Origin of the sequence: Exobacillus caeni (genome assembly GCF_005747095.1) — a bacterium.
In the GTDB taxonomy this organism is placed as follows: Bacteria; Bacillota; Bacilli; order Bacillales; family Guptibacillaceae; genus Exobacillus; species Exobacillus caeni.
Window position 1 is genome coordinate 39,604 of the sequence record NZ_SWLG01000011.1, and the last position, 25,590, is coordinate 65,193.

Here is a 25,590-nt window from a genome sequence, read left to right on the forward strand (position 1 = left end):
TTTGATCAGTTACTACTTGAAAACATATGTCCCAAAAGATAGCGTGGTTGTTTAAAAAATATCATATCTATAGGGAGAGATCACATAAGGTTAACAGAGGGAAAGAATTTGCTCCGTGGAGGGGATGAACCATGAAAGTAAGAGTCCGACCAGGTGATACACTCTGGCACTACAGTCAATTGTTTCAAGTTCCCTTAAGGTTGATTTTAGATTCCAATCCGGAAATAAATGCCGAGCAATTAATGATCGGAGAAGAGGTGAACATACCCGGGTTTGTTAGGAACATGTACAAGATTAGTGCTGGAGAATCACTTTGGAGTATCGCAAACAAAACGGGTTATCCGCTCGACTCCCTGTTTTTATTGAATCAATCCATCAAACCTCAATTTTTACAGATCGGCCAGGAGATATATTTGCCGTTAAGAGTGACATGGCTGCTTGTTGATCCGAAACAGGAATACACGTATGAAATAATGGTAAATGATATAAGAAAACTTGTGACTGTGTACCCTTTTATAAGAAGCGGAAGTATCGGCGAGTCAGTTATGGGAAAGCCCATTCCTGAGATACGGGTAGGACAAGGGGAAAAGAAAGTACATTTTAACGGATCCTTTCATGCAAACGAATGGCTTGCAACTCCTCTGTTAATGAAATTTTTAAATGTTTATTTGTTTAATCTTACCAGCAATAAACCTATCCGGGGATTACAGCTTCCTCCTCTTTACGATTCGACGATGTTATCGGTCGTTCCTATGGTAAATCCTGATGGTGTAAACCTTGTTATTAATGGTCCTCCAGAAGAAACATTTTATAAGGAACTTGTACTGGAGATCAACAACGCTGGCACAGATTTTAAGCGCTGGAAAGCAAATATAAGAGGGGTTGATCTGAACAATCAATTTCCTGCTAAATGGGATGTGGAAGCAGCACGAAAACCTGAGAAACCTTCACCGAAAAATTATCCGGGAAAAGCACCTTTAACCGAACCGGAAACGATTGCAATGGCTGATTTAACCAGAAGAAGAGACTTTGACCGTGTTTTAGCGTTCCACTCTCAAGGAGAAGAAATCTATTGGGGTTATGAAGGATTGGAACCGCCAGAATCCAGAACACTGGCAGAGGAGTTTTCCAGAGTAAGCGGATATAAGGCGATTCGGTATGTGGATAGTTATGCTGGATATAAAGACTGGTTTATTCAAGAATGGAGGAGGCCAGGATTTACCATTGAGATTGGTCTTGGAGAAAGTCCACTCCCGCTGACACAGTTTGATGAAATCTATGAAGAAAATTTGGGAATTATGCTCGCCAGCTTGTATGTGTAGACTTCGCTTGAGTTAAGCATGTATTTTTGTCATAATATAACTAACTTCATATTTAATGAAAGACTAGGGGTGCCCGGAGGAAGGCCGGGCTGAGAAGAGGAACCTTATTATTTTTCTACCCTTGAACCTGATCTGGATGATACCAGCGTAGGGAAGTCGATTGTAGTGTTTTGATAACTGCTCTCATTCCATCTGCTGGAATGGGAGTTTTTTACTTTAATAGACTATTAGATGGGAGGAAGCCTTATGGTAGATTTTAAATTATATACCATCACTGGAGAACAATTTCATGAAGGAAGAGATTTAAAACATGTAATGGAAGAAGCGATTCATGGTGGCTCCGACATTATCCAACTGAGAGAAAAGAAAGGCAGCAAACGTGAAGTGTTAAAAAAGGCAAGAATGCTTAGAGAACTGACGAAAAAATATAACGTTCCTCTTATTGTGAATGACCATATCGATATAGCTTTAGCGGTTGATGCAGACGGCATACATCTTGGACAGGATGACTTGCCGCTCGAAGAAGCAAGGAAAATTATAGGGCCAAATAAAATCATTGGAATTTCAACTCACTCGATCGAGGAAGCAAGAGAAGCAGAAAAAGGGGGAGCAGATTATATCGGGGTAGGTCCGATTTTTCCAACGAATAGCAAAGATGATGTCGTAGATCCTGTCACTACTTCCTATATCAAAGAAGTCATGAACGAAATAACGATTCCGTTTGTCGCAATTGGGGGCATAAAGCTTCACAATGTGGATGAAGTACTGGAAGCGGGTGCAACAAGAATATGTGCGATCAGTGAAATCGTCGGCAGCGAAGATATAAAAGGAACCTGTGAGGAGTTTTTAGTTAAAATAAACCGATCGAAGGAGTCAGCAAACGCATGAATCTGATTATTAACGGCGAAACCCATGATATGTCGGTTGAAACCATAGACGAGGTAGTCGAACACTTTGGGCTTCAACAGGGCCTGGTTGTTGCTGAAGTTAATGGCATCGTAATTGAGCGAAATGAATGGGAGAATACCACTGTTACAGAAGGCATGAGAATTGAATTAGTCCATTTTGTTGGTGGAGGTTGATCATATGCAAAAAAATCTAGTAATCGCCGGTCATGAATTAAAATCCCGGTTGTTTTTAGGAACAGGAAGATACCCTAATCCCTACATTCAAAATAAAGCGATTGAAGCATCAGAAACAGAGGTGCTTACATTTGCGATTCGCCGGGTGAACCTGCAAGACCCTCATGAAGATTCGATCCTGCAGCATGTTGGCGGGCGCTATTTCCAGTTTCTACCTAACACCTCCGGGGCTAAAAATGCCGAAGAAGCAATTCGAATCGCACGCCTGGCAAAAGCGTCCGGAATAAGTGACTGGATTAAAGTGGAGATTAGCAAAAATGAAAAAACGCTTCTTCCTGATCCAATAGAGACACTTAAGGCAACCGAGGTTCTTGCGAAAGAAGGTTTTGTTGTATTGCCATATATATCTGATGACCCTGTAATATGCAAGAAACTAGAAGAAGCCGGAGCGGCTGCTGTGATGCCAGGAGGTTCACCGATCGGCACCGGTCTTGGAATTTTAAATCCTTATAACATTTCGCTTATCGTGGAAGAATTAAATGTTCCGGTAATTGTGGATGCAGGTCTTGGCAGTGCAGCAGATGTAACGCAGGCAATGGAGCTCGGAGCTGATGGAGTACTGCTAAACACAGCGATTGCAAAAGCGAAAGATCCCATTGCAATGGCACATAGCATCAAACATGCAATACAAGCGGGCCGCCTTTCTTATCTTGCAGGAAGAATACCGAAGAAAAAGTATGCCACAGCAAGCAGTCCTATCTCTTCAGGAATTTAAGTGACAGGAAGTGGTTAGATGACAAAACAAGTGCTAATTATCGGTGGAGGAGTTATCGGTCTTTCTGCGGCTTTTGAATGCCAGAGAAGGGGAAACCAGGTAACGCTTCTCGAGTCCACGAAGTGCGGAGGACAGGCATCTGGGGCGGCAGCTGGGATGCTTGCTCCGTATTGTGAGATCGAAGAAGATCCCGATGAATTCTTTCTGCTATGTCAAAAAAGCTTAAAGCTTTTTCCGGAATGGCAAAAGGAAGTGAAAAAGTACGCTTCCATGGATTTCGAGTACAATAACAGCGGAAGTTTGTACGGTATCTTTCATGAAGCGGATATTCTGGGGCTTGAAACGAAAATGAGCTGGCAAAAAGAGTTTGGGGTTGGTGCTCGTATTATTGAGGGAAAAGAGCTCGAAAAGAAAGAGCCCGGCCTTTCAAAAGATATCATCGCTGCGTTATGGTGTCCCGAAGAAAGCCATATTTATGCCCCTGACTATGTTAAGGCATTAGAGACAGCATGCAGAAGGTTAGGCGTTTCGATTCACGATCAGTTAGGTATGTTGAAAATAAATGAACATAATGGACAGTTAACTGTCCTTGCTCCAGATGGAACCGCTTTTGAGGGGGATACTATAGTTATCGCTACTGGCGCCTGGTCTCAAATGTGGGAAGAAATTTTCCCGTATTCTTTTCCGGTTTTTCCAATCAGGGGGCAAATTTGTGCTTATAACGAAATCGAGCCTACAAACCATATCATTTTTACAAGCCAGGGCTATTTGGTATCAAAGGGCAATGGAACATTAGTCTGCGGAGCCTCAGAAGATATTGCGGGATTTGACACCAGCGTAACGGAGAAGGGGATAGAACGTCTTGAAAAATGGAACAGAAAGGTTTTGCCGGCGCTTCATAACAAGAGGCCATTCCATAAGTGGGCTGGCTTGCGGCCAGCTACACAGGATGGGTTCCCATTAATAGGGAAGTTGTCCGAATATCCAGAAGTTATTTTTGCTACGGGCCATTATCGTAACGGAATATTGCTCAGTCCTATAACCGGTAAAATCGTTGCCAATGAGCTTGAAGGAAATAATAACCCTGTGCCGATCGAAAGGTTCAATCCCGAACGCTTTATCACGCTATAAACAGAAGTGTAGGAGGAGATGTGAATGTACAAAGCTATGACTATCGCCGGGTCGGACAGCGGCGGAGGAGCTGGAATACAGGCTGACCTAAAAACGTTTCAAGAACGGAATGTATTTGGCACAAGCGCTATAACCGCTTTAACAGCTCAGAATACCCTTGGAGTCCAGGGTGTTTATCCTCAGTCTTTGGAATGTGTCGAGGCGCAGGTTGACGCGGTTTTATCCGATATAGGAACAGATGCTGTTAAAACTGGAATGCTATTTTCAGCTTCGTTAATAAGGCTTGTCGCTAACAAACTTGATGAGTATCAGGTTAACAATCTAGTAATCGATCCGGTTATGATTGCGAAAGGTGGCGCTCCGTTGCTTCAGGAAGAAGCTGTGGTCGAATTGAGGGAGACATTGCTTCCGCTTGGAAAGGTCGTTACGCCTAATCTGCCGGAAGCTGGCAAGATTTTGGACGGGAGAAAAATCGAAACAATCGAAGAAATGGAACAGGCTGCAAAGGATATTCAAGCTATGGGGCCAGAAGCTGTCGTTATAAAAGGAGGGCATCTGGGAAGCGAAGAGCGATCGGTTGATGTATTGTATGATGGGGAACGATTTTTCCATTATGACTCGGAAAGGATAAGCACGAAACATACCCATGGAACAGGCTGCACGTTTTCAGCATGCATTGCTGCAGAACTGGCGAAGGGAAAAAATATACCTGAGGCAGTAAAAATAGCCAAGTATTATATAACTGCGGCTATCAGATACTCTTTAAATGTTGGAAATGGTATCGGGCCAACTAATCATTCTGCATACCGTTTACACAGCTTATCAGTAAAATAAGTAAAAAGAAAAAGGCTGACTAAAAATCAGCCTTTTTGCTTAGCGGGATTTAGTTTCTTCTATTGCACTAACAATCATTTCAAGAGTTTCATTTGAAGAGTATTCTTTCATTGCTTTTAAATAGTGGTCACGATTCTGGTAGAGATCATTAACTTTTTGATACAGAGAATTTTTTGTTAAATTTTCTTCAAATAAAACCGATGCAAAGTCTTTCTTCTCGAATGATTCCGCATTGAGGATCTGGTCTCCGCGACTGGAGCTTCTTGGTAAAGGAATCAAAAGCATTGGTTTTTTAAGGGTAAGGAATTCAAAAATAGAGTTTGATCCGGCACGAGATATCACGAGATCTGTGGCTGCCATGACATCCGGAAGTTCTGAGCTGATATATTCAAACTGCTTATAGCCCTTGATGTTTTTATGTTCAGAAGACATATTACCCTTTCCGCAAATATGTATAATCTGAAACTGTGTTAAAAGATCGTCCAGGTTTTCGCGGACAACAGAATTTATTCTTCTAGCTCCGAGACTTCCTCCCATCACCGTAATAACAGGTTTGTCGTTTGAAAAGCCTGCGAATTTCAGTCCCTTTTCCCTTTTTCCTGTAAGAATTTCCTTTCGAATAGGAGATCCCGTATAAACGGTTTTATCTTCAGGAAGATGTTTTCTTGATTCTTCAAATGTTACAAAAATCTTTGATGCGAACTTTGTGGCAATCTTATTGGCGAGTCCCGGTGTATAGTCCGATTCATGAATAAAGACAGGCACTCTGTTTAACCATCCTGCAATAACGACAGGAACAGAAACGAATCCACCTTTTGAAAAGATGGCATCCGGCTTTAGCCTGCGGATTAAAAAGTAAGCGTCACCGATTCCCTTAACAACTCGAAATGGATCCTGTAGATTTTTAATATCAAAATACCTTCTGAGCTTTCCGCTTGAGATACCATAGTAAGGAATTCCAGCTTCTTCAATGATTTTCTTTTCAATGCCGTTCTTTGATCCAATATAATAAACATCCCAATTTTTCTTCGTGAGTTCTGGAATAATGGCGAGATTCGGCGTGACATGGCCCGCTGAACCCCCGCCCGTAAAAACAATACGATTCATGCAAGGTCCTCCTTTAAACAGCTCTATTCACAAATGTTCCTCTAATGCTTTTATTCCATTTCATTCGTATTATAACTGTTCTAAAACTGTATTTAACCAAAAACGCAATTTAGAAACCCTTTTAATCATATCAGGAAAAGCAAGCAGGTGCGAAGGTTTTATCATTTTTAAAGAATAGGTTCCTGTTGGTTTGTTTTAAATTCGTGTCAGGATATGCTATGTTAAAAGCGGATTTCCCATTTGTTAAAATAAAAGGAGAGTGGCAGACTTGGCTATCGTTGATATGACAGTGATACCAATCGGCACAAAAACGCCGAGTGTCAGTAGTTATGTAGCGGAAGTACAGAAAGTGCTTGAAAGATATAGTGATCGTGTCGCGTACAGGCTCACTCCTATGAGCACGCTTATTGAAGGGGAACTTTCAGATCTAATGGAAGTTATACAGGCGGTGCATGAGGCTCCTTTTCAAGCAGGTATTAAAAGAGTCGCAACAAATATCAGAATAGACGACCGCCGTGACAAAGAAGTCAAAATGGACGACAAGTTAGTTTCCGTAAAACGTAAAATGGACTGAAAAAGCTAGACGATTTTGGGGCAGTTGATTGACTTGCAACCCGGGGAATTGAAATAAAAAAAGAAACCATCACAATTGATGGTTTCTCTGGTTCTTTTTTAAAGCTGCCTTAATTAGTGGCCTGTAGATCCGCCGCCTGTGAATACATCAATAAAAGTCATAACAGTAAACCATCCGAAAACTAAAGTAGTTGCTCCAGCCATCAACATTCCAAAGAAGTTTTTACCTCCAAGGGAACGAAAAACACCCCATACCGCTAGAGCTGTAACAAGAAGAAAAATAATTGCTAATCCCACTAAAATAACCTCCTTACGCGAAATATCCATCCATAGTATACCCGATTTCCGGGAACTATTTGTTTAGAAGTTTTTTACGAATTTTCAACAATTTATATGTACAATGATAGCACTTTCTTATTTTAACTGTTTTTAAAAAGTTTGTCGAGCCGTTATTCACAAAGGAATGTAACTTTAATCCCATATGCCCTTGCATAACCCTCTAAAAGCTCTTTTTTATGGTGATCAACGTAATAAATATTAGAAACGGATGGTTCAATAGCGAGAAAGTCTTCTTCCATTTGCATTTTTGCCATCCTTATCTGTGTTTCATCCCCATCTGTTATGGTAAAGGGGATTGTTGTTTCAACAAACAAATATGGGACATCACTTCTTGAGATGAATCCATAGTCCGAAAAACTTCCGTATAAAGTGGAGTTTGGGTTCAGTTGAAACAAACTAAAAGTTGATTCCAGCATGCCTTTTTTTTCATAAAACAAAGCCAGTTTATTTGCTTCTTCGCTGGTTTGGACAATCGCCAGTGTGCCATCCCTGTCTGTTACATTAACAAGCTCTCCTGTAGCTTTTATAATTTGGGCAATAAAGCCTGGCAGCTTGTCAACAGGCTGCTTCATTTCTACCCCATATCGTAGTTTCAATCGTTTCTCTCCTTTTATTGATGATTTTCTATAGTGTAAAATAAGAAATAGTAACTTTCAATGGAGGGATAGTTTATGGAATGGAAACAAATACCGGTAGGGCCTATACAGGCAAATGCTTATATTCTCTGGAATAATCAAAAGGAAGCACTGATCATAGACCCTGGTGCAGAAGGGACAAGAATTGCAGAGGAGATAAAGCAAAATGATTTAAAACCGCTTGCGATCCTACTGACCCATGCCCATTTTGATCACATTGGGGGAGTAGACGTATTGCGCGATCGTTATAATTTGCCCGTATATCTCCACCAAAATGAAAGGGATTGGCTGGAAGATCCCGCTCAAAATGGTTCGGCAATTTTTCCTATGGTAGAAGATATCGCAGTTAAACCTGCTGATAAAACAATTGAAAAAGAATCCTTCTATGAGATCGGAGGGTTTTCATTTGATGTTTATGAAACACCAGGCCATTCTCCTGGAAGCGTTTCTTTCCACTTTAAAGATGACAATGCCGTTTTTTCTGGTGATGCTTTGTTTGCCGGAAGCATTGGCCGAACGGATCTGCCGGGTGGAAACCATGATCAATTAATTAACAGCATACATAAAAAGCTGTTGGTGTTGCCTGAAGAAACATTAGTGCTGTCAGGACATGGTCCGGAAACTACGATTGGCCAGGAAATGGAAGTGAATCCGTTCCTTAATGGCTTCTCTTTGTGATGAAAGAGGTTATAAAGCGAAAAATCAAGGAGTCTCCGGAACAGCAAATTGATTATGCATGCTTTATAGAACTTGCTCTGTATCATCGAACAGAAGGATATTATATGAAACCGATACAGAAGATTGGGAAAAAGGGAGACTTTTATACAAGCAGTATGGTCAGTGATGTTTTTGGCAGCATCATGGCAGATGTTATGGCCGATTTTATTGAAAATGAAAAACTTGCCCCTGTAATCTGTGAAATTGGTGCTGGCGATGGAAGGTTTGCGTCATCTGTTTTACAGGCGATAAAACAAAAAAATAAACTGCTCTATGCTGATCTTGTTTATATCATCATTGAGAAAAGCCCATATCACAAGGAGCTGCTTCAAAAGCTTCCTGATGAGAAAGTTCAGCTTTATGATTCTTTTGATAAAGTGCTAAAAGATTGGCCGGAATTTAATGGAGTGATATTTTCTAACGAACTATTGGATGCGATGCCTGTCCATGTGATCGAAAATAACGGCGGAAAAATTGCTGAAGTATTTATTTCCATTGATGAAAATGGCGGTTTGATAGAAAAGACAGAAGTGTGCGAGAATACAGCGATCCTCGAATGGATGGAAAAATACGGACCGCGACTATCCGACGGCCAGAGAATCGAAGTGCCACTCGTGATGACTGATTGGCTAAACAGGGTTTTTAACTGGCTGGAACGAGGATTTGTGATAACGATTGATTACGGCTACCGCAAAAAAGAATGGGAGCATCCTGCTAGAATGGAAGGCAGCTTAAGAGGATACTATAAGCATCAATTAAAACATGATCCACTCTATAAGCCGGGAAACATGGATCTGACAGCCCATGTTCATCTTGAAGCTTTGATAGAAATAGGAAACGAAGCAGGTTTAAAAACAATCGGGGATATTCCCCAAGGAGATTATTTAATAAAAAACGGGTTATGGGATTATCTGCAAAATGTGGCTGACTCTGATCCGTTTTCCGAGGCCCATAAGCAGAACAGGGCTGTTAGAACGCTTGGAAGCTTAAATGATTTTCAGGTTATTGTTCAACAAAAAGAATAATGAAAAAAAGACGATGAAAGATTCATCGTCTTTTTTGTCGGTTATGTTATTTGATAAAGCTTAGTGTCCACCGGCTCCAGGTGTCATCATAAAGACGGACCAATACGAGAATCCGATCATAAACACTGTTAAGTATGCACCAAAGATATAAAGATAAGTACGTTCAGTAAAATTCAAATAACTTAACGCTAAAAACATGCCGGCTTGGCCAAGGAATAGCAAACCGAAGACATTTAAATCACCGATAAAGCCCATTAAAGCAAAAATGCCAGTCCAGAAGGCAAGCACACGGTACATTCTAGGCATTTTAGACATTCCTCCCTTGCTCGTTCATTACCATACATTTTGTATTATATATGAGTTTCATTAAAAATGTAAATGCTAAACCTGTCAATTTTGTGTCTTGAGCAAAAATATTGTTCTGTTTTATAGATTTCCCATTTTATAAAAAAATAATCTAGAAATTATGTACAATGTTTGTTTAAATTATGTATAATATGGGTAGAAGGTAATATCAAGTTAACAGGAGGGTGCATGATGAAAGAGCGTCTATTATTTTATACCTATCCAAGCTGTACCTCTTGCCGGAAAACGAAAAAGTGGCTAAAAGAAAACAATGTCGATTTTGAAGAGAGGCATCTTTTTAAAGAAACGCCAACAGTAGAAGAACTTAAGGAAATTTTGAAAATAACAACAGAGGGAGTTGAAGAAATATTAGCAAAGCGCAGCCGGTCGTTTAAGAATTTGAATCTGGATGTCGAAAATTTAACGGTTAACGAATTGCTGGCACTAATGAATAAAGAGCCAAAGCTGTTAAGGCGCCCGCTTATTACGAACGGGAAAAAATTAATCGTTGGTTTCGATAAATCGGGTTTAAATAACCTGAAACAAAAGAAAAATGCCTTTCAAATGAACGTCTCATAAAAATGGCTGGGCTAGCTGGATTCGAACCAGCGCATGACGGAGTCAAAGTCCGTTGCCTTACCGCTTGGCTATAGCCCATTGACAGCAATTTTTTATTAGCAGCTTCTTTCCTCGATAATTAGTATGAACGAAGCAATGAAAAATATACAGAAAGTGACAGGTTTTAAGTAACCTGTCTTTTTTTGTTTTTTTAGAAGGAAAAGAAAATTAAATGACGAATTATACTTTACACCAAAAAGGAGAGTGATGAATTGAATGAAATTGAAAAGTTAGGAAAGAAAATCATTTTGCAGGCGTTATCGTTGAAAGCTTCTGACATTCACTTTCACCCCGGACAAACCAAAACCCTCGTCCAACTAAGAATCGATTCTTTCCTCTATCAAGTTAGAACAATCCCAACTCCTACAGCAGAAAAGCTTATATCCCATTTTAAGTTTTCCAGTGGTATGGACATTGGAGAAAAGCGGCGTCCCCAGAGTGGAGCTCAGGTTATAAAACTAATGTCTCATGAAGTGAACGTCCGAATGTCCACAATACCAACCCCGTTTCAAGAAAGTCTTGTTATTCGTATTTTAGACCATGATACAGTTAAGAATCCTAAACAGCTTTGCCTTTTCCCGCGGCATGGTACAAAACTTGAATCCCTTATACAACATCCCCACGGCCTATTATTATTCACTGGCTCTACCGGCTCTGGAAAAACCACAACCATTTACTCTTTATTGCATTGGATTAGCAAAAAAGACAAAAAACGGATTATCACCATTGAAGATCCGATTGAAAGACCAAATGAAGTATTCATCCAATTGGAGGTGAACGAGAAAGCAGGAATCACATTTGCAGAGGGCTTGAAGGCATGTCTTCGCCACGATCCTGATATCATCATGATCGGCGAGATCAGGGATGAGACAACTGCTCAAATTGCAATCAGGGCAGCGATGACTGGCCATCTTGTTGTCTCTACCCTGCATACAAAAAATACGTACGAAAGTGTTTACCGCTTTTTGGAATTTGGGGTTCCTAAATCGTATATTGAACAAACGTTCATAGGTGTCGTTAATCAAGTCCTGGTAACACTGAAATGCCCGTTCTGTAAAAATTGTTGTTTTGATTGTAAGCGTAATCGAGAAAAACACCGGTTTGCACTTTATGAAATACTATCAGGTGATTCTTTAAAAGCTGCTGTCGGCATCTCGCGCCATGATATGACGCAGATGAGAACGCTCAATAACGAACTGCGTCTTGCGTGGGCGCTTGGTTATGTGGAAGAGTGCAACTTTTTTGGAGGTGCTTTGAATGGCTGACCGCCAGTGGAAGTTGAATGAAAAGGCAGATTTTCTCCTAAGGGTAGGACAGTTGCTCGAAGAAGGATATACATTGTCTCAGGGAATGGAGCTTTACGCCTTCAACCAGCGAGAAGCGGCGAACAGTAGAATACTGAAAATCGTAGAACAACTGAAAGGAGGAAATTCCCTGCACCAAGTGCTACAGGATTTTGAATTTCCTCCCGACATCCTCTGTTATTTGTATATTACTGAAAATGAACAGCTATCAAACGGTTTAAAAAGCTGTGGAGAAATGCTTCATTATCGCTGTGAGGTTAAGGCGCGGCTAAGAACAATGATGCGATACCCCCTCGTTTTATTCTGGATTACCTCGGTCATGCTTTTAGTAGTAACCGTATTTTTGCTTCCTCAATTTAGCACCTTATACCAATCTCTCGAAATACCGTTACCAATTTTTACGAAAGGAATGATTCTTCTTTCGAAAAATATCCCGCTTGTTTTACTTTTGTGCCTCTTTCCATTCGGAGCATTGTTTTTCTATTATGTAAAACAGTTTCGCCATTACCATCCTGAAAAACAAATCCAGGTTTTGCTAAAGATTCCATTTTTAAAGCCGTTTATCAAGATATATCTCACCCAGTACCTTTCTTCACAGCTTGGAATATTGCTTTTTAATGGAAGGACTGTCGGGGAAGCACTGGGTGTGTTTTTAAAACAGGACCATCTTCTGTTCTTTAAGGAAGAAGCAGGGCGAATCAAAAGCGTGTTGCAGGATGGCGAAAGTTTTGAAAAGGCGATAACCGAAGTGCCTTATTATTTAACTGAATTATCGGCCGTCATCTCCCATGGCCAATCAAATGGCCAGCTAGGCAAAGAACTTCTCAATTTTGGGGGTTTTTTAACAGATCAGTTTGAGGAAAGGGTGAAACGGGCGTTCGGGATTCTTCAGCCTGTTAGTTTTGCGTGTATTGGCGTTATGATTCTAATGATGTTTTTATCAATCTTACTGCCGATGTTTCAATATATACAGGCAGTATAAAAGGGGTGCAAGGTATGAATAGATTAAATGACAAAGGTTTTACTCTTATAGAAATGATGATCGTCATGGTGATTATCTCGATGCTTCTATTAATAGCAGTTCCCAGTGTTACTAAAAATAAGTCTGTAGCAAGTTCAAAGGGATGTGAAGCAACCGTCAAGCTTATACAAACACAGGTAAGGGCATACGAGCTCGAAAATTCAGTTCTACCCACAGATCTTGAAACTTTAAAAACTGCTGAATATATCGACACAACGACATGTCCTGATGGAGGTTCACTAGTATATGATGAAACAAACGGCAAGGTCACTTCGAATTAATCGCTTTCACGATGCTTCAGGCTATACCCTCATCGAGCTTATTATCACTTTAGCCGTTCTGTCGGTTCTCATCGGTATAACTATCATAAATGTCGCTCCCGTTGAAAAGACGGCAAACATGGAACAATTTTTAGATCAGTTAAAAAAGGATATCCGTTTTACTCAGCAGTTAGCGATCAAAAACGGACAGGCAGCAAGGCTGGTCATTTCCACAGAAAACCATTGGTATTCGGTTCAGCTGGGTGTTGATGAATTGGTGGCAAGGCGAAAGTATCCTCCAGAAATAGCGATAAACCCTGGGACATTAGGATATGCAATTAAATATTTAGCGAATGGAAACGTACAAAAATCTGGAACATTAACGGTTAATTCAGGTGCGAAAAGCTACAAACTTGTAATCTTGCTGGGGAGCGGCCGGTTTTATGTACAAGAACTGTAGGGGGATTACTCTCCTTGACACGGTCGCTGCGCTGGGTATCCTGGTCCTTGTAACGATGATAATTCTTCCTCTCTTGATAACCCTATATGAAGAAAGAGCAACAATAACACAACGATCAGTAGCCATAAGCTATCTTCAGAGCAAAACTGTAGAAATAAGTCTCACTGATAAATTGCCTGAGTTTGAATCAGTACAGATTGACGATACTGTTTATTTACTGGGATGGGAACATAAAGATAACCTTAACTGGAAAGGCTGTGTAAGATGGAAAGGGAAAAACAATCGTCAACAAACGATTTGTTTACCTGTAAACAAGCGAACAACACTGGCTTCACCCTGATCGAGCTGTTAATCGCTTTATCCGTGTTATTAATACTCCTATCTTGTATTACACCATTTATAAAAGTAATCTTTCCACCTGCTGCTTCTAAACTGGATATGGATGAATTTCAATTGTTTGCCTATAAGCTGGGGGAGGAAATACGTGAAGGCCATCAGCTCACTGTTACAGCAAACGGACTGGAATTCCTTAATTACAGAGGAGAAACGGTACAATATCAGAGCTATGGGACAATGATACGAAGAAGGGTCAATGGATCGGGACATGATGTAGTTCTGCAAAATATCAGCCAGGTATTGTTCTCCGGAACCGGAAAAGAAGTTCGTATCCATGTGAAAGATCACCTTGATAAAGAAGTGGAACGAAGCTTTTATCAGGTTAGTGATGAGTAGGAAGATGAATGCACGTAACGGTTTTATAACCCCTTTAACGCTTTCGTTCGCGCTGTTGTTATCATGCTTTCTGTTAGCTCAGCTAACAATTTATGAAAGCGAATTAATGTTTTTTCATGAACAGCAAGAGATTGTGATCAGGGAAGCCTTGCTTTTTCTCGGAATGAACGATACAATCGCAAATATTCAAAAAGGCGAAGTTCCCGATGGTGAACAGTGGTTGTTTGAATATGAAGTCGGCAGCAGCGTTGTGGCAGTTCATCTGCTGGATGAAAATCGATATGAAGCAACCATATCATGTACAACAAAAAAACAAATAAAGGGTACGGCGGTATTTATATACAATAAAGCGGATAAGGGAATCGAAAGCTGGATGGAGGAAAACAGATGAAAGCCATTTATTTAATAGGTTTCATGGGAGCGGGGAAAACAACGGTTGGAAAAGCGCTTTCCGATAAATTGGAGGTGCCTGTGATCGATACGGATGAATATATTGAAAGAGAAAAGAAAAAAACAATAAAAGCCATTTTTAAGGAAGAAGGGGAACCGGCTTTTCGGGATTACGAAAGCCAGATTCTCAGGATGCTTCCAAAACGGTATGTCGTTATTACAACAGGCGGCGGTATTGTAACAAGAGAAGAAAATTTAACCTGGATGAAACAGAACGGTCTGGTCATTTATCTATATTGCAACACGGAGGAATTATTAAAACGGTTAAAAAACGACAAAACCAGGCCCCTGATCCAGCAAAATAAAGAGGATGCGATTACAAGGCTCCTCATGGACAGAGCGCCTCTTTACAAGCAAGCACATTTTACTATCGATACATCATGGCTTAACGTTGATCAGGTTGTAAGTAGAATAATGGAGCAGATTGATTAAGTTTGTTCTGTTTCGGAAATCCTTTTAGTGAGTGAAGAAAGGGGTATCCGAATGAAATCCAACGACTACGTGAAATATGTTACCCAGGAAATTGTAAATTATTTGGATCAACCTAAAGAACAAAGAAAGCACGTAAAGGAACAAAAGCGGGCCTTCCGCCAGCCTTTTCTTTATCGCTGGTTTGGTATTCTGCCAATGGGAGTCATAATGATGTTCAGGCGAAAGCGTAACAATCACTCCAACCTATTCTTCAAGCGAATGGAGAGCAAGAAATAAACAGAAAGGCCCGGTAGGTTAAATACCGGGTTTTTCTTTATGGTATAGAAGTAAAACTTTGCCCCGTCTCTTGCCGATCGGCGTGTTATCTTTATCCGACTGAAGTCTGAGGAGTAAGATAAAACATGCCTCCGTTTATAATATCAGCCTTTATAACAGGCTCATATTGTTTGCGGAGTGCTTCTTTTTCAACCTGGTAACTTTCCGCATCTTCATTGCCCGTATAAAATAGATTCAAAAGATCGAGGTCTGCTGCCCATCTTTTATGCGCATCCTCTGCCCAGGAATGGTTATCAGCCTGGATGACCGAAGCTAGAACAGCTTCAAGTCGCTTAATGCCGCTTAATGGCTTGATGATCGGTGTCATCGTGAAACAAAAGTCCGGTATTTTTGGCGTTAGTTCTTTTTTCTCTAACAGGGAATGGAAATTATCGAGGACCGCTCCGGAAATCAAATGGATGCCGAGAGAGAGAAGCCGGTCTTTTTTCCTGTCGCACTGGTAAGAGACTTTGATATTTAAACAAAGCCATGGATGCAACGGCATATTATAGCCCGGTTTTCCGGAAGCTTCTTCAAACATTCTTATATAGGAGGCTAGCTTTTTGGTAGAATTAAAAATCTGGTGAAGCCGTGGAGAACCAAAATGAATAAATTCTCCTTTTTCTTTTTTGTAATCCTGGGATGTGAAAAAGCTTAACTCCATCGGCTGGGGAACTCCGCCAGTTTTCTCAAGATAATGCCAGTAAAAAGGACGGTTCATTATTTCTTTATCCATTTCAATGGTAAGCTGGACTCCAAGCAGGCCATTATTTTCGCGTGTAATCTCACAGTTGTTTGCAATAAAATAAGATTTTAAATAGTTATGAATATCTTCTTGTTGCATCGTTATCCTCCTCCTGGTGCTGCTGGAAGGCAATTATCTCTTTGAGGTTATCCATTTTAATTTTAATCTCTCCGTCAGATTCTGAATTTAAAAGAATATCAGAAATATGGTCCTCGATGTTTTTCATCCCCAGCCTTGTAAGGATTTCATCAAGCTCCCCGATTACGTTTTCAAACAAGCGTATCTTTTCATATAACAGCGTTAAGATGTGCTCTTCTACCGTGTTCTTTGTTGCAAAGTTATAGATATGAACGTCTCCTTCCTGCCCGATACGATGGATCCGTCCGATCCGCTGTTCAATTCTCATCGGATTCCATGGAAGGTCATAATTAATAATGTGCTGGCAAAATTGCAAGTTAATCCCTTCACCGCCAGCTTCGGTTGCGATTAATACTTTTGCGTGGTTTTTAAATAGTTCTCTCATCCAGTCTTTCTTGCTCCTTTTAAAACCCCCGCGGAATGGCACGGATGAAATGCCGTGCTGTTGTAAAAACCATTGTAAGTACATTTGTGTTGCTCTGTATTCTGTGAAAATAATTACCTTTCCTTCGATAGATTTAATGATTTCCAGTGCTTTTTCCGCTTTTGAATTTACCTTTACATTTTCGATCAATTTCATCATGCGATGGACAAATGCTTCGGTATATTCTGTACAGTTTTCATTTTCCAGCATTTTTTTCAAAGTCATGAAGACTGCTTCTCGGCTGGAGCAAATTTCCCTGAGAAGTGTCATGATAGAGAACTGGCTTTTAATAATCCCGGGCTCTTCCTTAAGCTTGTATATTTCATCATATAATTGTCTTTCTTCTTGATTGAACGTTATAGGGACTGTTTTCACAAAACGTTTTGGCCAATCCATTCCTGTATCGGCCCGTCGGTTCCTGACCATCACCTTATTGATCAGGGACCTTAGCTTTTCTTCGTTTTCCAGAGTGCGATTTTTCGCCCTGAAATCTTTTTCGAAATTTTCAAGGTTTCCAAGGTGGCCAGGCTTCAATAAGGAGACAAGGTGAAAGATTTCTTCGACCCTGTTTTGAACAGGTGTGGCTGTTAGCAACAGGCAAAATTTCTTCTGAAGGTGCTGGACGAATTCATAGTTTTTTGTATTTTTATTTTTTAAACGGTGGGCTTCATCAATAATAACCATATCGTAATTCTGCGCATAAACGATTGACCGGTGCGGTTCTCTCTTGGCAGTGTCGATCGATGACACTACAACATCACATTGCTCCCATACATAGCTTTTCTTCTGTGCGATAGCAGGTATGAAGAACTTCTGGTTTAGCTCAGTGACCCACTGTGAAACGAGTGAGGCAGGAACAAGAATAAGGACTTTTCTCGCTAATCCCCTGATCATATATTCTTTTAGAATTAAACCGGCTTCAATTGTTTTTCCAAGCCCTACCTCATCTGCAAGAATCGCTTTTCCGTTCATTTCTTCAACAACGCGTTGTGCAACCTCTAACTGGTGAGGATGCGGTGTAAGATGTGAAAGGTGTTTAGGAGCCTGGAGACCATCGAAAGAAGGAATTGATAGCTGCTCTTCAGCTTGTAGTGCTAGTTTATAAAGATCCCAGTTTGTCCATGGGCCATCATCTTCAATCCGGCTTAAAAACTCATTCTGCCATTCTTCGTTTAGCTTGATTTCAACTTTCATTCCAAGACCCCTTTCTATCAAAAATGGAAAACTCATAAGGATTGATTTAACTAAACTGCCCGGGGGCAGGAATAAGAGTGGTTCTTTTAACGTGTTTTCATCTGGTTAAAACGAATATTAACGGATCGAAAATCTTACAATGTTCGTTAATAGGTGATAAAGAGATGTGAAACTTGTATTAATCAAAATTATTATTGCCAATTAACGCAAGATAATGATAGGATTAAAGCAAGTAATCATATTATGCAACAAAAAGAGGCCATTCATACGTTTTACACATAAGTCTGTTCTTTTTAAAACTTAAATAAGAGCGAATGAGAACAAGGGGAGAGACTACGAAAAGTAGCGCCGAAGGAGCAAGCGGTTTGTGAATCTCTCAGGCAAAAAGACTCTTGTTTGACGCAACTCTGGAGAGCGTTCAGATACTGAACCACCCACGGGGGAATCTGCTTTTTTGCGGAGAAACTTTCTGGTTACAGGACAGAGAAATACAACCCTTGTATTTCTCTGTCTTTTTTTATGTCAGAAAGTTCAAAATCTGAATTTTAACTAACTCTGAAACAAAAAATCATTATAAGGAGGAGAATGGATGGAAGCGCTTAAAAAAACACCATTATTTGAAACCTATCAGGAGATGGGTGCTAAGACGATCGACTTTGGCGGCTGGGCATTGCCGGTTCAATTTAGCAGCATTAAAGAAGAACATGAGGCGGTAAGAACGAAGGCGGGGCTATTCGATGTATCCCATATGGGGGAAATCGAAGTGAAAGGTACAGGGGCTTTAGAGTTTTTGCAACTTACTATGACGAATGACGTCTCTAAATTGAAAGAGGGCGGCGCTCAATACACAGCGATGTGTTATGAAGACGGTGGAACGGTCGACGATCTTTTAATTTACAAAAAAGCTGATGATCAATATTTGCTTGTTGTCAATGCGGCTAATACAGAGAAAGATTTTAACTGGTTAAAAGAACATGCTGGAAACGATGTTACGTTAGAAAATATTTCAGACAAAATCGCCCAGTTAGCAATTCAGGGGCCGGATGCAGAAAAGGTGCTCCAGAAGTTGGCAGAAACTGATTTAAGCGAAATTAAGTTTTTTAAATTTAAAGACGAGGTTGAGCTGAACGGTAAAGAAGCGCTTGTTTCCAGAACCGGTTATACAGGAGAAGATGGGTTTGAAATCTATTGTAAGTGGGAAGATGCGCCCGCACTCTGGAATGAATTGCTTGAGGCAGGCGAAGAGTATGGTATTCTTCCTTGCGGGCTCGGTGCGAGAGACACGCTCCGCTTTGAAGCAAAACTCCCGTTATACGGACAGGAATTAACAAAAGAAATCACACCGATAGAAGCCGGAATCGGATTTGCGGTTAAACCGGATAAAGGTGTGGATTTTATCGGCAAAGACGTTTTGAAAGAACAAAAGGAAGAGGGCGCAAAACGAAAACTAGTAGGAATCGAGATGATCGACAAAGGGATTCCGCGTTCACATTATGAGGTGTTTGCAGAAGGTGACAAGATCGGCGAAGTTACAACCGGTACGCAATCGCCTACCCTGAAGAAGAACGTAGGTCTTGCTCTCATTAAAAAGGAATTTTCCGCACTTGATACAGAAGTGGAAGTACAGGTTCGCAAAAAAAGATTAAAAGCAAAAGTTGTATCAGCTCCATTTTATAAACGCCAAAAGTAAAAGCTTACCTAAGGAGGATTAACCTTATGAAACATCGTTATTTGCCGATGACTGAACAGGATCGTAAAGAAATGCTTGAAACAATAGGAATAAACTCCACTGAAGAGTTATTCGCAGATATTCCTGAGAGCGTCCGTTTTAAAGGGGAATTAAACGTAGAAAAGCAATTGTTTGAACCAGAATTGATCAAATATATGAGCTCCCTCGCAAATAAGAACGATAACATGCTTGAAAATGTTTCTTTTCTTGGAGCTGGAGTATATGACCATGCGATTCCATCAGTTGTAGACCATGTTATTCGCCGCTCTGAGTTTTACACAGCATATACACCTTATCAACCAGAAATTTCTCAAGGGGAACTTCAGGCTATTTTTGAGTTCCAAACGATGATTTGTGAACTGACGGGGATGGAGGTTGCTAACTCCTCGATGTACGATGGACCGACAGCATTGGCTGAAGCGGGACTATTAAGCGCGGGCCAAACTAGAAAAAATAAAATTCTTGTTTCGAAAGCTGTCCATCCAGAGTCAAGAGCAGTTATTCAAACCTATGCAAAAGGCCAGCACCTTGAAGTTGTTGAAATCGATGCTGAAGGCGGCAAAACGAACCTTGAGGCGCTTGAGCAGGCGATGGATGAAGAGACTGCCTGTGTAATGGTCCAATATCCAAACTTCTTCGGGCAAATCGAAGATCTGGATAAGGTTGAAAAAATTGCGCATTCTCAAAAATCGATGTTTGTAGTTTCTGCTAATCCACTTTCCCTTGGCTTGTTAACACCGCCGGGACAGTTTGGTGCAGATATCGTTGTCGGCGATGCACAGCCGTTTGGAATCCCTGCTCAGTTTGGGGGACCTCACTGCGGATACTTTGCGGTAACGAAAAAGCTGATGAGAAAAGTTCCAGGACGTCTTGTAGGACAGACAACTGATGAAGAAGGCCGCAGAGGATTTGTATTAACGCTTCAGGCCCGCGAGCAGCATATTAGAAGAGATAAAGCTACTTCTAACATCTGTTCGAACCAGGCGTTAAATGCACTCGCTTCTTCCGTTGCGATGAGCGCACTTGGAAAAACTGGAGTAAAAGTAATGGCGAAACAAAATTTGACCAAAGCTCATTATGCAAGTAATGAGTTTAAAAAAGCGGGGCTCGAACTGGTATACGAAGGACCGTTTTTTAATGAATTTGTTGTTCGCTTAGCTAAGCCTGTAAAAGAAGTAAACCAAAATCTTATCAGTAAAGGAATCATTGGCGGGTATAATCTGGGCCGAAATTATCCTGAACTGGAAAACTGCATGCTTATTGCTGTAACAGAACAAAGAACAAAAGCTGAAATTGATACACTTGTTGCTGAATTGGGGGGAGCACAATGAACAAACAGGACCAACCGTTAATTTTTGAAATGAGTACTCCTGGACGAATTGGATTTAGTCTGCCTGAGTTAGATGTGCCTGAAATGGAAACGGAAGAATTAATCCCTGAACAGTTTATTCGTAAAGAAGAACCTGACCTCCCTGAAGTGTCTGAGCTTCAATTAATGCGTCACTATACAGCTCTTTCAAAGCGAAACCATGGTGTTGATTCTGGATTTTATCCGTTGGGATCTTGTACGATGAAATATAATCCCAAGATCAATGAAGACGTGGCGAGGTACCCTGGATTTGCATTCATCCATCCATTGCAGGAAGAAGATCAAGTTCAGGGTGCAATGGAAATGATGTATAACCTGCAAGAAAACCTTGCGTATATCACAGGTATGGATGAAGTGACGCTACAACCTGCAGCTGGCGCGCATGGTGAGTGGACCGGTCTGATGATGATCCGTGCTTTCCATGAAGCTAATGGCGATTTTAACCGTACGAAAGTTATTGTGCCGGATTCTGCGCATGGTACAAACCCTGCGTCAGCAACAGTGGCAGGGTTTGAATCAGTAACCGTTAAATCCCATGAAGATGGATTAGTTGATCTTGAAGACTTAAAGCGCGTTGTGGATGAAAATACAGCTGCTTTAATGCTGACAAATCCTAATACCCTTGGATTGTTTGAAGAGCATATCGTGGAAATGGCTAAGATTGTCCATGAAGCTGGCGGAAAGCTTTATTATGATGGAGCAAACATGAACGCCATCATGGGGTTTGCTCGTCCAGGGGACATGGGATTCGATGTTGTTCACTTGAATCTTCATAAAACATTCACCGGGCCTCATGGAGGCGGTGGGCCAGGTTCTGGACCGGTAGGTGTTAAAGCTGATCTTATTCCTTACCTGCCGAAGCCAGTACTTGTGAAAAAAGACGATAAATTCCATTTTGATTATGACCGGCCGCAATCCATCGGCCGTGTGAAGCCGTTCTACGGAAATTTTGGAATCAATGTACGTGCTTATACTTATATACGCACGATGGGTCCGGAAGGCTTAAAGCAGGTGTCTGAGAATGCAGTGCTTAATGCAAACTATATGATGCGCCGTTTGCAGGATGCCTTTGTGCTTCCATATCAGCAGCATTGTAAACATGAATTTGTTATTTCCGGCAAAAAGCAGAAAAAGCTTGGCGTTCGTACGCTTGATATGGCAAAACGAATTCTAGACTTTGGTTATCACCCGCCAACCATCTATTTTCCGCTCAATGTTGAGGAATGTATGATGATTGAGCCTACCGAAACCGAGTCGAAGGAAACGCTCGATGAATTCTGTGATGTCTTGATTCAAATTGCTAAGGAAGCAGAAGAAAATCCGGAGATTGTACAGGAAGCTCCGCATACGACCGTTGTGAGCCGCCTTGACGAGACAACTGCTGCAAGGAAACCGATCTTGCGTTACCAGAAAGAACAATAAACATAAAAAAACGGAGCTGAATCAAAAGCAAAGTATCAGGCACCACAACACATTACCTGGATGGACTTATACAAGTGTTCATCCAGGTAATGTGGTAAACGGAGAACGCCAGACACTTTTGAGTCAGTCCTTCTTCATCAAGGTATGGAACATATTTTTTCTAAAATATATCAAACTGTTTTTTAGAGAGAAAAATTAAATATTAACAAAAGAAATGACTTCGCATCGAAGTCATTTCTTTTTCTTCACTTTACCGTTCCATTTTTTAAAGCCGCCTTTTAACTGATACAAATCCTTATGGCCATACTTTTTAAGCATTCCTGCAGCTCTTCCGCTTAGTAAACCGTTATAATCGTATAGGTAAACAGGCTGGTCTTTTCTAATCTCATTAATTCGCATCTTTAATTGAGAAACCGGGATATTTCTTGCTCCAAGGATATGCCCGTTCTCAAATTCTTTTGCTTCTCTTACATCAATCAGCTGGGCTTTACGGTATCCTGCTCGAAACTCTTCTTCAGATAACGTTTTTAGATAGCGCTTCTGCATGAACCAGGATACTACAGTGTATACAATGATACCGACGATAATTGCTAGAATCCATTCCATTTGGGACTAAACACTCCTTAAACTAAAAATCGACACTATAAATTTTACACGTGTTTGCGCTTTTTAGCAAAGAAAACTTAAAGGAGAAACCTTTCGCTTTTAAAGTAACGCTTTTGTTTGGTAAACTAAGTAGGTAATCCTTACATAGAAAGAGGAATTATCATATGGCAGAAACTTGGAATTTTATAGATTCAGGAAATTGTTCCCCGGAATATAATATGGCGCTTGATGAAGCTTTGCTTTATTGGCACAGCAAAGGGGAGATAGAACCAACGATTCGATTTTATGGTTGGGATCCAGCCACCCTGTCAATTGGTTACTTTCAAAAAGTAGAAAAAGATATAGATATGGATGCAGTAGAAAAGCATGGTCTTGGTTTTGTACGCAGGCCTACAGGCGGAAGAGCTGTCTTACACGATCAGGAAGTAACATATAGTGTGATCGTGACGGAAGATCACCCGAAAATGCCTCAAAGTGTTACAGAAGCTTATCGTGTTATTTCAGAAGGCTTGTTAGAAGGATTTAAATCACTTGGTCTTGAAGCATATTTTGCTGTACCGAAAACCGAAGAAGAAAAACAGGAATTAAAAGCTCCTCGTTCAGGGGTTTGTTTCGATGCCCCTTCTTACTATGAACTGGTTGTTGAAGGAAGAAAGGTAGCCGGTAGTGCACAGACAAGACAAAAAGGCGTAATCCTACAGCACGGGTCTATCCTGCTCGATATTGATGAAGATAAGCTATTTGACTGCTTTAAATTTAAGAATGAACGGATCAGAGAACGAATGCAACGGAATTTTAAAAAGAAAGCTGTTGCTATTAATGAACTAAGGGAAGAGCCGGTAACGGTCCAGGAAGCTTCGGAAGCATTTAAACGTGGGTTTGAGAAAGGATTGGACATACAGTTGAAACCAATTCAGCTTACCTCCGAACAAGAAGAATTTGTCCGGCAGATCATTCAAGACAGATACGGAAATAAGCAATGGAACTTTCAGAGATAGCACCCATATGTGGTGCTAGTCTTTTTTTTGTTTCGCGAAATCTTTGGATAGAGAATCCGGTGATATCAAAAAACTTCGACACCAGTCGACGAAGAACTGTTATAAAAGATTTACCAATAAGCTCAAATTATGTAGAAAAATGCAAACGCAAAATCTTTTTAAATTGCTTCTATAAGCGATATATTCCATTAAAATCTCTAGTTTTCTCTTTCTTTCTCCTTTTTTAAAAGTTGACAAAAAAATTAATCTTGTAAACGTTTCACAAGATATAGTATTGGGTAAAGAAATTTTAACACTATATATTGTGGATTTATAACATCCTGTGCTATCATTAACGGTACATTCAGAAAAAAGCTATACATACATCATGAAGCTCTCAATCTGCAATAGTGATATAAAAGAATGTCGAAAAGGGAGGGGTTTAGTTGGTAATGAAAATGAGCAATTCAAAGAAAATAAATGTAGACCAATTAAACGAGGATATTAAACAATTTCACCAGGTGCATCCGATCACAGAAGAGATGAACACTACCCATAAAGGCGTGTCTCGATTGGTAATGCTTGATCGGTATGCATTTAAAGATACGGAAAAGCGTACGTTGAAAAAAGGAGATTTCGTAGTACTTACCATTAAGGAGGACCCTAAGTTTCCGGCAAGGGGCCTCGGGTTTATTGAAAAGATCGATTGGCAGAACAACAAGGCTACAGTATCTGTCCATGAAGATTACATCGGTTCGCTCGATAAGGAAGAAGAGCAGGAAACTGGAATTATCGTCCGATCCCTTGATGTGATTGAAAAGCCCCTGGAGATTTACTATGAACAAATTGCAAAGCGTAACGCAACAGGGCTTGCAGCAGTAGAGGAAACGGAAGCCGAAAGGGAATACTGGAGAGATATCTTTTATGAAGAGCTCGCTTCAACTAACTTTGTACCAGCAGGCCGGGTTCTATACGGTGCAGGCGCTGATACGGAGGTAACATACTTTAACTGTTATGTAATGCCTTTCGTACAGGATTCAAGAGAAGGAATCTCAGAACACCGCAAACAGGTTATGGAAATTATGAGTCGCGGCGGTGGTGTAGGAACGAACGGTTCAACTTTGAGACCGAGAAACACGCTTGCTAGAGGCGTAAACGGGAAATCGTCCGGATCAGTATCATGGCTTGATGATATTGCGAAATTGACTCATTTAGTTGAGCAGGGTGGGTCTAGAAGAGGCGCACAGATGATTATGCTAGCGGATTAATGTTGATGCCTTAGTCCGCATCGTTCAGAAATGAATGATTAGAAAATCGGGTGAATTGCTGGAAAATTCTTAGAGCCGATCAAGCTACAACGTGACTGGTAACGGTGAGCGTGAAAGCTTGAAAATTGATCGGATTGGATGATCAGCAGCCAAGCTCCTAAACAGGAGAAGGTTCAACGACTATCGAAAGCTGCCAGTCGGCAGTAAGTAGAGTAGGGGAGATATCCCCGAAGTGCCCGGC

The 25,590-nt window shown here is 40.7% G+C and carries 30 protein-coding genes, 1 tRNA gene, 1 pseudogene and 2 riboswitches; of the genes and pseudogenes, 24 read left to right on the forward strand and 8 right to left on the reverse strand.

The window, feature by feature from the left end:
* The first annotated feature begins 131 nt into the window (after positions 1–131).
* The 6 genes from FCL54_RS15485 to thiD all read left to right on the forward strand — a co-directional run bounded on the left by FCL54_RS15485 (position 132) and on the right by thiD (position 5,144).
* Positions 132–1,322, forward strand: a complete 1,191-nt coding sequence (locus tag FCL54_RS15485) for a M14 family metallopeptidase (protein WP_138127644.1) — start codon at positions 132–134, stop codon at positions 1,320–1,322.
* 55 nt (positions 1,323–1,377) lie between these two features.
* A riboswitch (TPP riboswitch) is annotated at positions 1,378–1,493 on the forward strand.
* A 75-nt stretch (positions 1,494–1,568) separates the two neighbouring features.
* Positions 1,569–2,210, forward strand: a complete 642-nt coding sequence (thiE, locus tag FCL54_RS15490) for a thiamine phosphate synthase (protein WP_138127645.1) — start codon at positions 1,569–1,571, stop codon at positions 2,208–2,210.
* Positions 2,207–2,404, forward strand: a complete 198-nt coding sequence (gene thiS, locus FCL54_RS15495) for a sulfur carrier protein ThiS (protein WP_138127646.1) — start codon at positions 2,207–2,209, stop codon at positions 2,402–2,404. Before thiE ends, thiS begins: the two co-directional genes overlap by 4 nt.
* A gap of 4 nt (positions 2,405–2,408) precedes the next feature.
* A complete protein-coding gene (locus FCL54_RS15500; RefSeq protein ID WP_138127647.1) occupies positions 2,409–3,179 on the forward strand; it encodes a thiazole synthase in 771 nt (256 codons plus the stop codon).
* An 18-nt stretch (positions 3,180–3,197) separates the two neighbouring features.
* A complete protein-coding gene (thiO, locus tag FCL54_RS15505) occupies positions 3,198–4,310 on the forward strand; it encodes a glycine oxidase ThiO (protein WP_138127648.1) in 1,113 nt (370 codons plus the stop codon).
* Positions 4,311–4,334: 24 nt separating this feature from the next.
* Positions 4,335–5,144, forward strand: coding sequence for a bifunctional hydroxymethylpyrimidine kinase/phosphomethylpyrimidine kinase (gene thiD / locus FCL54_RS15510; protein ID WP_138127649.1), 810 nt, complete (start codon positions 4,335–4,337; stop codon positions 5,142–5,144).
* A gap of 39 nt (positions 5,145–5,183) precedes the next feature.
* Here the strand turns inward: thiD and FCL54_RS15515 are convergent, their stop codons facing one another.
* Entirely contained in the window at positions 5,184–6,251 is a 1,068-nt protein-coding gene (locus FCL54_RS15515) for an undecaprenyldiphospho-muramoylpentapeptide beta-N-acetylglucosaminyltransferase (protein ID WP_138127650.1), read from the reverse strand.
* A 268-nt stretch (positions 6,252–6,519) separates the two neighbouring features.
* Here FCL54_RS15515 and FCL54_RS15520 point away from each other — a divergent pair, with 268 nt between their 5' ends.
* The gene (locus tag FCL54_RS15520; protein WP_138127651.1) at positions 6,520–6,825 is read left to right on the forward strand and encodes an MTH1187 family thiamine-binding protein; all 306 of its coding nucleotides are present in this window, start codon (positions 6,520–6,522) and stop codon (positions 6,823–6,825) included.
* A gap of 113 nt (positions 6,826–6,938) precedes the next feature.
* On the opposite strand, the gene FCL54_RS15525 is transcribed toward FCL54_RS15520, so the two are convergent.
* Positions 6,939–7,121 carry a DUF2759 domain-containing protein gene (locus tag FCL54_RS15525; protein WP_138127652.1) on the reverse strand — a complete coding sequence of 61 codons (183 nt, stop codon included), beginning with the start codon at positions 7,119–7,121 and terminating at the stop codon, positions 6,939–6,941.
* Positions 7,122–7,273: 152 nt separating this feature from the next.
* Positions 7,274–7,759, reverse strand: coding sequence for a hypothetical protein (locus FCL54_RS15530; protein ID WP_138127653.1), 486 nt, complete (start codon positions 7,757–7,759; stop codon positions 7,274–7,276).
* A gap of 75 nt (positions 7,760–7,834) precedes the next feature.
* Between FCL54_RS15530 and FCL54_RS15535 the strand changes: the two genes are divergently transcribed.
* Positions 7,835–8,476: an MBL fold metallo-hydrolase gene (locus FCL54_RS15535; RefSeq protein WP_138127654.1), complete on the forward strand. Its 642-nt coding sequence runs from the start codon at positions 7,835–7,837 to the stop codon at positions 8,474–8,476.
* A gap of 104 nt (positions 8,477–8,580) precedes the next feature.
* Positions 8,581–9,540 (forward strand): class I SAM-dependent methyltransferase, encoded by a 960-nt coding sequence (locus FCL54_RS15540; protein WP_171016874.1) that lies wholly within the window; start codon positions 8,581–8,583, stop codon positions 9,538–9,540.
* A gap of 60 nt (positions 9,541–9,600) precedes the next feature.
* Here FCL54_RS15540 and FCL54_RS15545 read toward each other — a convergent pair whose 3' ends face one another.
* The gene (locus FCL54_RS15545; RefSeq protein ID WP_138127656.1) at positions 9,601–9,846 is read right to left on the reverse strand and encodes a DUF2626 domain-containing protein; all 246 of its coding nucleotides are present in this window, start codon (positions 9,844–9,846) and stop codon (positions 9,601–9,603) included.
* 231 nt (positions 9,847–10,077) lie between these two features.
* Here FCL54_RS15545 and FCL54_RS15550 point away from each other — a divergent pair, with 231 nt between their 5' ends.
* Positions 10,078–10,464 carry a Spx/MgsR family RNA polymerase-binding regulatory protein gene (locus FCL54_RS15550; RefSeq protein WP_138127657.1) on the forward strand — a complete coding sequence of 129 codons (387 nt, stop codon included), beginning with the start codon at positions 10,078–10,080 and terminating at the stop codon, positions 10,462–10,464.
* Between the two features lie 3 nt (positions 10,465–10,467).
* Here the strand turns inward: FCL54_RS15550 and FCL54_RS15555 are convergent.
* Positions 10,468–10,542, reverse strand: a tRNA-Gln gene (locus tag FCL54_RS15555).
* 173 nt (positions 10,543–10,715) lie between these two features.
* Between FCL54_RS15555 and comGA the strand changes: the two genes are divergently transcribed.
* The 9 genes from comGA to FCL54_RS15600 are packed head-to-tail and all read left to right on the forward strand — an operon-like array spanning position 10,716 to position 15,438.
* Positions 10,716–11,768 (forward strand): competence type IV pilus ATPase ComGA, encoded by a 1,053-nt coding sequence (gene comGA / locus FCL54_RS15560; RefSeq protein ID WP_171016875.1) that lies wholly within the window; start codon positions 10,716–10,718, stop codon positions 11,766–11,768.
* Positions 11,761–12,789 carry a competence type IV pilus assembly protein ComGB gene (comGB, locus tag FCL54_RS15565; RefSeq protein ID WP_138127659.1) on the forward strand — a complete coding sequence of 343 codons (1,029 nt, stop codon included), beginning with the start codon at positions 11,761–11,763 and terminating at the stop codon, positions 12,787–12,789. The genes comGA and comGB overlap by 8 nt, the downstream gene beginning before the upstream one ends.
* A 14-nt stretch (positions 12,790–12,803) precedes the next feature.
* On the forward strand, positions 12,804–13,109 hold the full coding sequence (gene comGC, locus FCL54_RS15570; RefSeq protein WP_138127660.1) for a competence type IV pilus major pilin ComGC: 306 nt from the start codon (positions 12,804–12,806) through the stop codon (positions 13,107–13,109).
* Entirely contained in the window at positions 13,075–13,548 is a 474-nt protein-coding gene (comGD, locus tag FCL54_RS15575) for a competence type IV pilus minor pilin ComGD (protein WP_138127661.1), read from the forward strand. The genes comGC and comGD overlap by 35 nt, the downstream gene beginning before the upstream one ends.
* Positions 13,532–13,888, forward strand: coding sequence for a hypothetical protein (locus FCL54_RS15580; RefSeq protein WP_138127662.1), 357 nt, complete (start codon positions 13,532–13,534; stop codon positions 13,886–13,888). The genes comGD and FCL54_RS15580 overlap by 17 nt, the downstream gene beginning before the upstream one ends.
* Complete coding sequence (gene comGF, locus FCL54_RS15585; protein WP_138127751.1) at positions 13,813–14,280, forward strand: competence type IV pilus minor pilin ComGF; 468 nt, start codon at positions 13,813–13,815, stop codon at positions 14,278–14,280. Before FCL54_RS15580 ends, comGF begins: the two co-directional genes overlap by 76 nt.
* A gap of 4 nt (positions 14,281–14,284) precedes the next feature.
* On the forward strand, positions 14,285–14,671 hold the full coding sequence (gene comGG / locus FCL54_RS15590; RefSeq protein WP_171016876.1) for a competence type IV pilus minor pilin ComGG: 387 nt from the start codon (positions 14,285–14,287) through the stop codon (positions 14,669–14,671).
* A complete protein-coding gene (locus tag FCL54_RS15595; protein ID WP_138127664.1) occupies positions 14,668–15,162 on the forward strand; it encodes a shikimate kinase in 495 nt (164 codons plus the stop codon). Before comGG ends, FCL54_RS15595 begins: the two co-directional genes overlap by 4 nt.
* A 51-nt stretch (positions 15,163–15,213) precedes the next feature.
* Positions 15,214–15,438 (forward strand): YqzE family protein, encoded by a 225-nt coding sequence (locus FCL54_RS15600; RefSeq protein ID WP_138127665.1) that lies wholly within the window; start codon positions 15,214–15,216, stop codon positions 15,436–15,438.
* Between the two features lie 91 nt (positions 15,439–15,529).
* Here FCL54_RS15600 and FCL54_RS15605 read toward each other — a convergent pair whose 3' ends face one another.
* Positions 15,530–16,321 carry a YqhG family protein gene (locus FCL54_RS15605; RefSeq protein ID WP_138127666.1) on the reverse strand — a complete coding sequence of 264 codons (792 nt, stop codon included), beginning with the start codon at positions 16,319–16,321 and terminating at the stop codon, positions 15,530–15,532.
* Entirely contained in the window at positions 16,299–17,978 is a 1,680-nt protein-coding gene (locus tag FCL54_RS15610) for a DEAD/DEAH box helicase (protein ID WP_138127667.1), read from the reverse strand. The genes FCL54_RS15605 and FCL54_RS15610 overlap by 23 nt, the downstream gene beginning before the upstream one ends.
* Before the next feature lie 314 nt (positions 17,979–18,292).
* Positions 18,293–18,380, forward strand: a riboswitch (glycine riboswitch).
* A 187-nt stretch (positions 18,381–18,567) separates the two neighbouring features.
* On the opposite strand from FCL54_RS15610, the gene gcvT reads away from it, so the two are divergent.
* The 3 genes from gcvT to gcvPB are packed head-to-tail and all read left to right on the forward strand — an operon-like array spanning position 18,568 to position 22,498.
* Positions 18,568–19,668 carry a glycine cleavage system aminomethyltransferase GcvT gene (gcvT, locus tag FCL54_RS15615; protein ID WP_138127668.1) on the forward strand — a complete coding sequence of 367 codons (1,101 nt, stop codon included), beginning with the start codon at positions 18,568–18,570 and terminating at the stop codon, positions 19,666–19,668.
* A 26-nt stretch (positions 19,669–19,694) separates the two neighbouring features.
* Complete coding sequence (gcvPA, locus tag FCL54_RS15620) at positions 19,695–21,038, forward strand: aminomethyl-transferring glycine dehydrogenase subunit GcvPA (protein ID WP_138127669.1); 1,344 nt, start codon at positions 19,695–19,697, stop codon at positions 21,036–21,038.
* Positions 21,035–22,498 (forward strand): aminomethyl-transferring glycine dehydrogenase subunit GcvPB, encoded by a 1,464-nt coding sequence (gcvPB, locus tag FCL54_RS15625; RefSeq protein ID WP_138127670.1) that lies wholly within the window; start codon positions 21,035–21,037, stop codon positions 22,496–22,498. The genes gcvPA and gcvPB overlap by 4 nt, the downstream gene beginning before the upstream one ends.
* A gap of 231 nt (positions 22,499–22,729) precedes the next feature.
* On the opposite strand, the gene FCL54_RS15630 is transcribed toward gcvPB, so the two are convergent.
* The gene (locus FCL54_RS15630) at positions 22,730–23,104 is read right to left on the reverse strand and encodes a rhodanese-like domain-containing protein (protein WP_138127671.1); all 375 of its coding nucleotides are present in this window, start codon (positions 23,102–23,104) and stop codon (positions 22,730–22,732) included.
* A gap of 164 nt (positions 23,105–23,268) precedes the next feature.
* On the opposite strand from FCL54_RS15630, the gene FCL54_RS15635 reads away from it, so the two are divergent.
* Together FCL54_RS15635 and FCL54_RS15640 are read left to right on the forward strand one after the other, a co-directional pair.
* A complete protein-coding gene (locus FCL54_RS15635) occupies positions 23,269–24,102 on the forward strand; it encodes a lipoate--protein ligase family protein (RefSeq protein ID WP_138127672.1) in 834 nt (277 codons plus the stop codon).
* A gap of 431 nt (positions 24,103–24,533) precedes the next feature.
* Positions 24,534–25,346, forward strand: a pseudogene (locus FCL54_RS15640) (ribonucleotide reductase N-terminal alpha domain-containing protein); the annotation flags it as partial.
* Positions 25,347–25,590: the final 244 nt, after the last annotated feature.

What these genes read in the sequence shown, in the direction of transcription:
- FCL54_RS15550 (WP_138127657.1), top strand. Translation starts at nt 10,078, where the DNA reads ATGAAAGAGCGTCTATTATTTTATACCTATCCAAGCTGTACCTCTTGC.
- FCL54_RS15500 (WP_138127647.1), top strand. Translation starts at nt 2,409, where the DNA reads ATGCAAAAAAATCTAGTAATCGCCGGTCATGAATTAAAATCCCGGTTG.
- FCL54_RS15600 (WP_138127665.1), top strand. Translation starts at nt 15,214, where the DNA reads ATGAAATCCAACGACTACGTGAAATATGTTACCCAGGAAATTGTAAAT.
- comGG (WP_171016876.1), top strand. Translation starts at nt 14,285, where the DNA reads ATGAATGCACGTAACGGTTTTATAACCCCTTTAACGCTTTCGTTCGCG.
- FCL54_RS15540 (WP_171016874.1), top strand. Translation starts at nt 8,581, where the DNA reads ATGAAACCGATACAGAAGATTGGGAAAAAGGGAGACTTTTATACAAGC.
- thiS (WP_138127646.1), top strand. Translation starts at nt 2,207, where the DNA reads ATGAATCTGATTATTAACGGCGAAACCCATGATATGTCGGTTGAAACC.
- FCL54_RS15635 (WP_138127672.1), top strand. Translation starts at nt 23,269, where the DNA reads ATGGCAGAAACTTGGAATTTTATAGATTCAGGAAATTGTTCCCCGGAA.
- gcvT (WP_138127668.1), top strand. Translation starts at nt 18,568, where the DNA reads ATGGAAGCGCTTAAAAAAACACCATTATTTGAAACCTATCAGGAGATG.
- FCL54_RS15630 (WP_138127671.1), bottom strand. Translation starts at nt 23,104, where the DNA reads ATGGAATGGATTCTAGCAATTATCGTCGGTATCATTGTATACACTGTA.
- gcvPA (WP_138127669.1), top strand. Translation starts at nt 19,695, where the DNA reads ATGAAACATCGTTATTTGCCGATGACTGAACAGGATCGTAAAGAAATG.
- FCL54_RS15610 (WP_138127667.1), bottom strand. Translation starts at nt 17,978, where the DNA reads ATGAAAGTTGAAATCAAGCTAAACGAAGAATGGCAGAATGAGTTTTTA.
- FCL54_RS15595 (WP_138127664.1), top strand. Translation starts at nt 14,668, where the DNA reads ATGAAAGCCATTTATTTAATAGGTTTCATGGGAGCGGGGAAAACAACG.
- FCL54_RS15580 (WP_138127662.1), top strand. Translation starts at nt 13,532, where the DNA reads ATGTACAAGAACTGTAGGGGGATTACTCTCCTTGACACGGTCGCTGCG.
- comGD (WP_138127661.1), top strand. Translation starts at nt 13,075, where the DNA reads ATGATGAAACAAACGGCAAGGTCACTTCGAATTAATCGCTTTCACGAT.
- FCL54_RS15535 (WP_138127654.1), top strand. Translation starts at nt 7,835, where the DNA reads ATGGAATGGAAACAAATACCGGTAGGGCCTATACAGGCAAATGCTTAT.
- FCL54_RS15515 (WP_138127650.1), bottom strand. Translation starts at nt 6,251, where the DNA reads ATGAATCGTATTGTTTTTACGGGCGGGGGTTCAGCGGGCCATGTCACG.
- comGC (WP_138127660.1), top strand. Translation starts at nt 12,804, where the DNA reads ATGAATAGATTAAATGACAAAGGTTTTACTCTTATAGAAATGATGATC.
- gcvPB (WP_138127670.1), top strand. Translation starts at nt 21,035, where the DNA reads ATGAACAAACAGGACCAACCGTTAATTTTTGAAATGAGTACTCCTGGA.
- comGF (WP_138127751.1), top strand. Translation starts at nt 13,813, where the DNA reads ATGGAAAGGGAAAAACAATCGTCAACAAACGATTTGTTTACCTGTAAA.
- FCL54_RS15545 (WP_138127656.1), bottom strand. Translation starts at nt 9,846, where the DNA reads ATGCCTAGAATGTACCGTGTGCTTGCCTTCTGGACTGGCATTTTTGCT.
- FCL54_RS15485 (WP_138127644.1), top strand. Translation starts at nt 132, where the DNA reads ATGAAAGTAAGAGTCCGACCAGGTGATACACTCTGGCACTACAGTCAA.
- thiD (WP_138127649.1), top strand. Translation starts at nt 4,335, where the DNA reads ATGTACAAAGCTATGACTATCGCCGGGTCGGACAGCGGCGGAGGAGCT.
- thiO (WP_138127648.1), top strand. Translation starts at nt 3,198, where the DNA reads ATGACAAAACAAGTGCTAATTATCGGTGGAGGAGTTATCGGTCTTTCT.
- comGB (WP_138127659.1), top strand. Translation starts at nt 11,761, where the DNA reads ATGGCTGACCGCCAGTGGAAGTTGAATGAAAAGGCAGATTTTCTCCTA.
- FCL54_RS15605 (WP_138127666.1), bottom strand. Translation starts at nt 16,321, where the DNA reads ATGCAACAAGAAGATATTCATAACTATTTAAAATCTTATTTTATTGCA.
- thiE (WP_138127645.1), top strand. Translation starts at nt 1,569, where the DNA reads ATGGTAGATTTTAAATTATATACCATCACTGGAGAACAATTTCATGAA.